This window comes from Azoarcus sp. TTM-91 (assembly GCF_012911025.1).
Lineage (GTDB): Bacteria > Pseudomonadota > Gammaproteobacteria > Burkholderiales > Rhodocyclaceae > Azoarcus.
This window is the reverse complement of record NZ_WUEI01000162.1, coordinates 1-7,113: the sequence shown is the minus strand read 5'-3', so window position 1 is coordinate 7,113 and position 7,113 is coordinate 1. Positions and strand designations below refer to the sequence as shown.

Annotated in this window: 7 protein-coding genes; 4 read left to right on the top strand and 3 right to left on the bottom strand. The window is 67.6% G+C overall.

Annotated features, from left to right (window positions below; all coding sequences use genetic code 11):
* Positions 1 to 129 precede the first annotated feature (129 nt).
* Positions 130 to 771, bottom strand: coding sequence for a peroxiredoxin (locus GRF61_RS22485; protein ID WP_169152853.1), 642 nt, complete (start codon positions 769 to 771; stop codon positions 130 to 132).
* A 42-nt stretch (positions 772 to 813) separates the two neighbouring features.
* Positions 814 to 1,428 (bottom strand): alpha/beta hydrolase, encoded by a 615-nt coding sequence (locus tag GRF61_RS22480; RefSeq protein WP_169152852.1) that lies wholly within the window; start codon positions 1,426 to 1,428, stop codon positions 814 to 816.
* Positions 1,429 to 1,668: 240 nt separating this feature from the next.
* On the opposite strand from GRF61_RS22480, the gene GRF61_RS22475 reads away from it, so the two are divergent.
* Positions 1,669 to 2,472 (top strand): EAL domain-containing protein, encoded by an 804-nt coding sequence (locus GRF61_RS22475; RefSeq protein WP_169152851.1) that lies wholly within the window; start codon positions 1,669 to 1,671, stop codon positions 2,470 to 2,472.
* Positions 2,473 to 2,612: 140 nt separating this feature from the next.
* On the opposite strand, the gene ppk2 is transcribed toward GRF61_RS22475, so the two are convergent.
* On the bottom strand, positions 2,613 to 3,824 hold the full coding sequence (gene ppk2, locus GRF61_RS22470) for a polyphosphate kinase 2 (RefSeq protein WP_169152850.1): 1,212 nt from the start codon (positions 3,822 to 3,824) through the stop codon (positions 2,613 to 2,615).
* 316 nt (positions 3,825 to 4,140) lie between these two features.
* On the opposite strand from ppk2, the gene GRF61_RS22465 reads away from it, so the two are divergent.
* The 3 genes from GRF61_RS22465 to GRF61_RS22455 form a co-directional block, all read left to right on the top strand.
* On the top strand, positions 4,141 to 5,157 hold the full coding sequence (locus tag GRF61_RS22465) for a sulfate ABC transporter substrate-binding protein (protein ID WP_169152849.1): 1,017 nt from the start codon (positions 4,141 to 4,143) through the stop codon (positions 5,155 to 5,157).
* 176 nt (positions 5,158 to 5,333) lie between these two features.
* Entirely contained in the window at positions 5,334 to 6,287 is a 954-nt protein-coding gene (locus tag GRF61_RS22460) for an alpha/beta hydrolase (protein ID WP_169152848.1), read from the top strand.
* Between the two features lie 105 nt (positions 6,288 to 6,392).
* Positions 6,393 to 7,113 (top strand): KUP/HAK/KT family potassium transporter (locus GRF61_RS22455; protein ID WP_211166146.1); only part of this gene is annotated, 721 nt, incomplete at its 3' end.

Genomic DNA, 7,113 nt, shown 5'->3' with positions numbered 1-7,113 from the left:
TTCCGGCGCCGGGCTGCGATGGCTGGCCGCGGGTCTGCCGCCGGCCATCGCGGGGTGGAGCAGGGCGAGAGGCGGTCGCCAGCAGGATGGTGCCTGCTGCCGCCTTCGCCGGGGTGGCGGCAGGCGGTATCAGGCCTTGTCCGGCTGCGGGGTCAGCCGCAGGTAGGGGCGCACCGCGCGGAAGCCTTTGGGGAAGCGGCGCTTGATCTCTTCCGGGTCCTGCAGCGAGGGCACGATGACCACGTCGTCGCCGTGCTTCCAGTTGCCCGGAGTGGCGACCAGGTGATTGTCGGTGAGCTGCAGCGAGTCGATCACGCGCAGAATCTCGTCGAAGTTGCGGCCGGTGCTCGCCGGGTAGGTGATGATGAGGCGCACCTTCTTCTGCGGGTCGATGATGAACAGCGAGCGCACGGTGGCGGTGGCGCTGGCGTTCGGGTGGATCAGGTCGTACAGCAGCGAGACCTTGCGGTCGGCGTCGGCGATGATGGGGAAGTTCACCCGGGTGTTCTGGGTTTCGTTGATGTCGTCTATCCACTTGAGGTGGGAGTCGGCCGGATCAACCGACAGCGCGATGACCTTCACGCCGCGCTTGGCGAACTCATCCTTGAGCTTGGCGGTGAGGCCCAGCTCGGTGGTGCACACCGGGGTGAAGTCCGCCGGGTGGGAGAACAGCACGCCCCAGCTGTCGCCCAGCCATTCGTGGAAGCGGATGCGGCCCGCGGAGGAATCCTGTTCGAAATCGGGGGCGATATCGCCGAGTCTGAGGGACATGAAGATCTCCTGTCTGCGAGGTGCCGGGAAGGCCCGGATAGCTTAGTAGTAGAGCGGGATGTAGGCGGGCGCTGCGGCGGGAAGATCCGGCGGCGCATCGTCGGCGGAGGCGGCTGCCGACCGCTGGCGCGGGCCGGGCCGGCGATCCGCCGCCGCCAGCAGTTCGTAGAGTTCATAGCCTTCCGGCCAGGGGCCGAAGCCGGATTCGACATTGATGTGGCCCTTGGCGCCGACATCCACGAAGCGGCAACCCCAGCGCCCGGCCCAGTAGCGGGCGGTGCTGCTGGAAACCCAGGGGTCGTTGCTGCTGCTGACGAGGATGCCGGGATAGCCCAGCGGGCTGGCCGGCAGCACCGCGCTGACGCCGAACTTGCGCGGATCGGCCGGCGCCACCAGCAAGGCGCCGGCGATGCGGTCTGGCCGCGCGGCGGCGGCGGTGACGGCGGCCAGGCAGCCGAAGCTGTGGGCGACGATGAGGATGCGGCCGCGGGCGGCGTCGATCTCCGCCAGCACGCGCTCCGCCCAGACCGACAGGTCCGGCGTGCTCCAGTCCACCTGCTCGACGCGGCGGGCGTCCGGCTCCACCTGCTGGAACCAGCTCTGCCAATGGGTCGGGCCGCTGCCGTGCAGTCCGGGAACGATGAGCGTGGTGTGCATGGTCTGGCCTCCAGGGGCAGCGGAAACGAGCTGCAGTATGTCCACCCGGCTGCAAGCCGATGAACCAACTATTTGTGCATAGCATTTCGCATCCCGGTGAAAAGCGGGGTGGCTGGCGGCGGGCGGTCGAAGGCGCTGGCGAGGCCGCGGCCGCATGGAAAGCTATGCATGCATTCTTCGTTCCCCCGCCGGTTTGCCGCCCCTAGACTGCCGCCGTTTCGGGACAAGCGGGAGAGCAGGATGGGCAGACGAGGCGATGCGTTCGAGTGGCTGCCGCTCGACTGGCAACCGGGGTTGAGCCTGCGGCGCGACGCCGGCGGCGCGGTCGTCGGCCGTTTCTTCGCCGCCGAGCTCACCAGCGTCTATCAGCCGGTGGTGGCGCTGGAAGGCGAGCACGCCGTCCATCGGGTGGGGCGCGAAGCCTTGGTGCGCAGCCACGCTGGCGGCGGCGCGGGCCTCTCGCCCTGGGGGTTGTTCTCCATGGTGGCCGACGATGACGCTCTGGTCGGCCTGGATCGGTTGTGCCGCACCCTGCATACGCTGAACGACCCCCTGGCCGAGATCGGCGACGAATACCTCTTCCTCAACGTCCACGGCCGCCTGCTGGCAGCGGTGACCGAGGATCACGGCCGTGCCTTCCGTCGCATCCTCGACCTGCTGGGCCGGCCATCGATCAACGTGGTGATAGAGACGCCGGAATCCGCCTGCGCCGATCCCCAGCTGCTCGCCTTCGTGCTCTCCAACTACCGCCTGAATGGCTTCAAGGTGGCGGTGAATGTGAACTCGGTGGGCGAGCTGGAGAAGCTGTTCGGCGAACTGCGGCCTAATTTCGTCAAGATAGACAGCCGCAGGCTGAGACGCGAGGAATTCGCCGCCTTCGCCGAACTGGCGGCGGCGCATGGCGCGCGGCCGGTGTTCACCCGGGTGGAGCGGGCGGAACTGCGCGCCGAAGTGGCAGCGCTGGATGGCGCCTGGGCGCAAGGCCATGCACTGGATGGTGATCCGCGGGTAGCGATCCGGGGCGGGGGCGTACTGCCGGCTTGAGACGGCGGAGCGCGCGGGCCTGAGCCGGGCCGGCTGTCGCCAATTGCGCTGGCTGGAAAAGAAAAACGCGGGGCCGTGGCGCCGCGTTTCTGTCTGGCCTGGCCAAGTGCGGCCTGGCTGGCCGGATCAAACCGCGCGCCTCAGAGCAGCGCCGAGCCGTCCTTCTCGCCGCGCTCGTATACCACGTTGGCGCGGCCGACCAGCAGCGGGTCCAGCGGGCCGATACGGTCTATGTTCTTGTTGGCGTAGGGCAGCTTGTGCAACACGTAGCGCAGCGCATTCAGGCGCGCGCGCTTCTTGCAGTCAGACTTCACCACCGTCCACGGCGCATCCGCGGTGTCGGTGTAGAAGAACATCGCCTCCTTGGCCTTGGTGTAGTCGTCCCACTTGTCCAGCGAGGCGAGGTCGATCGGCGACAGCTTCCATTGCTTCAGCGGATGGCGCTCGCGCTCCTTGAAACGGCGGCGCTGTTCCTCGCGGCTCACCGAGAACCAGAACTTGATCACATGGATGCCGCTGCGCGCCAGGTTGCGCTCGAACTCCGGCACCTGGCGCATGAACTCGTTGTACTCGTCGTTGCTGCAGAAGCCCATCACCCGTTCGACGCCGGCGCGGTTGTACCAGGAGCGGTCGAACAGCACGATCTCGCCGGCGGTGGGCAGGTGCTGGATGTAGCGCTGGAAGTACCACTGGCCGCGCTCCACTTCCGAGGGCTTTTCCAGCGCCACCACATGGGCGCCGCGCGGGTTCAGGTGCTCCATGAAGCGCTTGATGGTGCCGCCCTTGCCGGCCGCGTCGCGGCCCTCGAACACGATCACCACCTTCTGCCCGGTTTCCTTGACCCAGGCCTGCAACTTCAGCAGTTCCACCTGCAGGCGGTACTTCTGTTTCTCGTAGGCTTTGCGCGACATCAGGTTCTTGTAGGGATAGCCGCCCTGGCGCCAGTCGCCCGCCAGCTCGTCGTCCGGGTTCACCGCCGGGGTGGGGCTGGCGGGCCTGGCGGGCCGGGCGAGCGCTTGCCGCAGCGCCTGGGCGTCGTCCGGCGAGGCGCCGGCCAGCAGCACTTCCAGCGTCCTGGCCACCGCCGGTACGTCGCCCTTGGAAGCGGCTTCCAGAATGTCGTCCACCGCTGCCTTCTTCGACTGCCGGGCCGCATCCACCGCCTGTTTCACCTCGAAGCGCTCCAGGCCTTCGGCGCTCAGGTCCGGCGAGATGTCGCCGGCGCTGGCCGGCCGGCTGCGGGCCGACTTGCGCGGGGCGCGGCTGCCATTGCCGGTGGCGGCGGTCTTGGAGGCGGTGGTGGTGGAAGCGGTCTCGGCGCTGGCGTCGGGCTTGCGATCGGTGTTGGACATCGGGCATTCCGGATGAGGATGGAATCTCCGATTCTACGAGCGCGACAGGGCGGTGGCGAGCGCAGGAGCAGGGCGGGATGAAGGCGCCGGGCGGATCTCCCGGCTGTCGGCGGTCGCAGCGCTTTCCCTTCCGGTGGCTGGCAGCACGCGTATGGGTCACCGGACGGCGGGGCTGGCTTGTGTTTCCGCCCTGGCGCCACTTTCTCCGTGATAGCAGCGGCGGCGATATCGTTCGCAGGATTTGTTGTTTTGAGTTCTAAGAACTGCTGTATTTAATTACCTCCTGTCATTTAGCAAACATCAACAGGAGACCTCCATGGCTTTCCCCTTCCGGCTGAAGTCGGTGCTGGCCGGCGCAGTCGTCGCCGCTGCCGCTTTCAGTAGCGCCGCCTACGCCCAGACCACCCTGCTCAACGTCTCCTACGATCCGACGCGCGAGCTCTACAAGGACTTCAACGCCGCATTCGCCAAGCACTGGGAAGCGCAAACCGGCGAGAAGGTCACCATCAAGCAGTCCCACGGCGGCTCCGGCAAGCAGGCGCGCACCGTGATCGACGGCATCGACGCCGACGTGGTTACCCTAGCGCTGGCCTACGACATCGACGCCATCGCCGAGAAAGCCAAGGTGCTGCCGGCGGACTGGCAGAAACGCCTGCCGCACAACAGCACGCCCTACACCTCGACCATCGTCTTCCTGGTGCGCAAGGGCAATCCCAAGGGCATCAAGGATTGGGACGACCTGGTCAAGTCCGGCGTCAGCGTGATCACGCCCAACCCCAAGACCTCCGGTGGCGCCCAGTGGAATTACCTGGCGGCCTGGGAGTTCGCCAAGCGCAAGTACGGCGGCGACGACAAGGCCAAGGAGTTCGTCGGCAAGCTGTACAAGAACGTGCCGGTGCTGGATTCCGGCGCCCGCGGTGCCACCGTGACCTTCGTCGAACGCGGCCTGGGCGACGTGCTGCTGGCCTGGGAGAACGAGGCCATCATGTCCATCAAGGAGCTGGGACCGGACAAATTCGACATCGTGGTGCCGCCGCTGTCCATCCTCGCCGAGCCGCCGGTCGCGGTGGTAGACAAGAACGTGGACAAGAAGGGCACCCGCAAGGTGGCGCAGGCTTACCTGGAGTATCTCTACACCGAGGAGGGCCAGGAGATCGCCGCGCGCAACTACTACCGACCGACCAATCCCAAGATCGCCGAGAAGTACGCCTCCACCTTCCCCAAGGCCACCTTGTTCACCATCGACGAAGCCTTTGGCGGCTGGCAGAAAGCGTCCAAGACCCACTTCGCCGACGGCGCCAACTTCGACCAGATCTACAGCAACGGCCGCTGAGCGATCCTCGGCTCAAGGCCTGTAGCGCGGTAGCCCAAGGCCCTGGAGGGATCCACCTCCAGGGCCTTTCGCTGTCGACGATGCAGTGCACCACGCTGTCGGAGGTGCTGGTTAGAATCGCGGCTCGACAAGACAGACACGGCCGCCGCCTTCGTCCGCGCCGGCCGATATGCCCCATGCCCCTCACGCCCCAAGCCCAGTCCCTGCTGGCCATGGCCTACCGCACCGGTGCGCCGCGCTTCCATGAACTCTCGGTGGAGCAGGCCCGCCACTCCTTCCAGAAATTGCAGTACGCCTTCCGGCCGGAGGCACCGGCGGTGGCTTCCACGGTGGAGGTGCCGATGGGGCGGGGCGACGGCTCGGCGCTGCTGGGGCGCTTGTACCGGCCGCTGAGCAGCGCGCCGGACGAGGGGCTGCCGCTGCTGCTGTGGTTCCACGGCGGCGGCTGGTGCGTGGGCGACGTGGAGAGCTACGACGTGCTCTGCCGCGAGATCGCCAACGCGTCTGGTTGCGCGGTGCTGTCGGTGGATTACCGGCTGGCGCCTGAGCATCCCTTCCCGGCGGCGGTAAACGACGCCGCCTTTGCCTATGCCTGGGTGCAGGAGCATGCCGATCTGCTGGGCGTGGATGCGGCGCGGATCGCGCTGGGCGGCGACAGCGCCGGCGGCAATCTCTCCATCGTCACCGCGCTGGCCTTGCGTGATGCCGGTGGCGTGCAGCCGGCGGAGCTCATCCTCGTCTATCCCAGTACCGAGATGGCCAGCGGGCGGCCCTCGCGCCAACGCTACGCCGAAGGCTTCCTGCTCGACCAGGGCACGCTGGAGTGGTTCTTTAGCCGCTACCTGCCGCAAGGCGGCACCGAAGACTGGCGTGCCTCGCCGATGCGTGCCGCCTCGCTCGCCGGCCTGCCGCCGATGCTGCTGGTGAGCGCAGAATTCGACCCGCTGGTGGACGATTGCGCCGCTTTTGCCGGCCGGGTGGCGGAGGAGGGGGGCGAGATCGAGCTGCACATGGTGCCAGGCGTGATCCACGGCTTCCTCACGCTGGGCAAGTACTTCCCGGAATCCGCCCAGACCATCGCCCGCATCGGTGAGTGGCTGAAGCGGCGCCTGCTGCTCGCTGCCGCCTGATTGCAGCGTGCGCGTTCGACGCTGTATGCCGCTTGTCGCGGCTGCGCGTTTAGCCTCTGCCGCAGCGTCAGGCTTGCGGAATGACCTCGACAACAAGGGCGAAAAATGGCCGAGCAGGACAGGCACACCGTAGGACAGGGAGAAGCGGCTGAGGAGGCACAGCCGCACGGCGCGCACCGCCGCAGCAGCCTGGTGGCGACCGCGGTGGCCGCGGTGGGCGTGGTGTACGGCGACATCGGCACCAGCCCGCTCTACACGCTGAAGGAAGTGTTCAACGGGCCGCACGCGGTGGCGGTCACGCCGACCAATGTGTACGGCATCCTGTCGCTGGTGTTCTGGGCGCTGGTGCTGGTGGTCTCGGCCAAGTACGTGATCTTCATCACCCGCGCCGACAACCGTGGCGAGGGCGGCATCATGGCGCTCACCTCGCTGGCCCTGCGGGCCTTGCCGGCCGGCCGCCGGGCCTGGGTGTTGTCCACCCTGGGTGTGTTCGGCGCGGCGCTGTTCTACGGCGACGGCATGATCACTCCAGCCATCTCGGTGCTCTCGGCGGTGGAGGGCCTGGAGGTGGCGACGCCGGCGCTGCGCCATTGGGTGGTGCCGATTTCGCTGGTGGTGCTGATCGGCCTGTTCCTGATGCAGCGGCGCGGCACCGGCAGCGTGGGCGCCATCTTCGGCCCGGTGATGCTGTGCTGGTTCGCGGTGCTGGCCGGGCTGGGCGTCAATGGCATCCTGCTGCACCCGGAAATTCTCGGGGCGTTGAACCCGGTCTGGGCGATGCGTTTCTTCATCGAGCAGCCGCTGCTGGGCTGGCTGGGGCTGGGGG

Excerpts from the sequence above, each read along its gene's own strand:
- GRF61_RS22485 (WP_169152853.1), bottom strand. The coding sequence starts at position 771 with ATGTCCCTCAGACTCGGCGATATCGCCCCCGATTTCGAACAGGATTCC.
- GRF61_RS22480 (WP_169152852.1), bottom strand. The coding sequence starts at position 1,428 with ATGCACACCACGCTCATCGTTCCCGGACTGCACGGCAGCGGCCCGACC.
- GRF61_RS22475 (WP_169152851.1), top strand. The coding sequence starts at position 1,669 with ATGGGCAGACGAGGCGATGCGTTCGAGTGGCTGCCGCTCGACTGGCAA.
- ppk2 (WP_169152850.1), bottom strand. The coding sequence starts at position 3,824 with ATGTCCAACACCGATCGCAAGCCCGACGCCAGCGCCGAGACCGCTTCC.
- GRF61_RS22465 (WP_169152849.1), top strand. The coding sequence starts at position 4,141 with ATGGCTTTCCCCTTCCGGCTGAAGTCGGTGCTGGCCGGCGCAGTCGTC.
- GRF61_RS22460 (WP_169152848.1), top strand. The coding sequence starts at position 5,334 with ATGCCCCTCACGCCCCAAGCCCAGTCCCTGCTGGCCATGGCCTACCGC.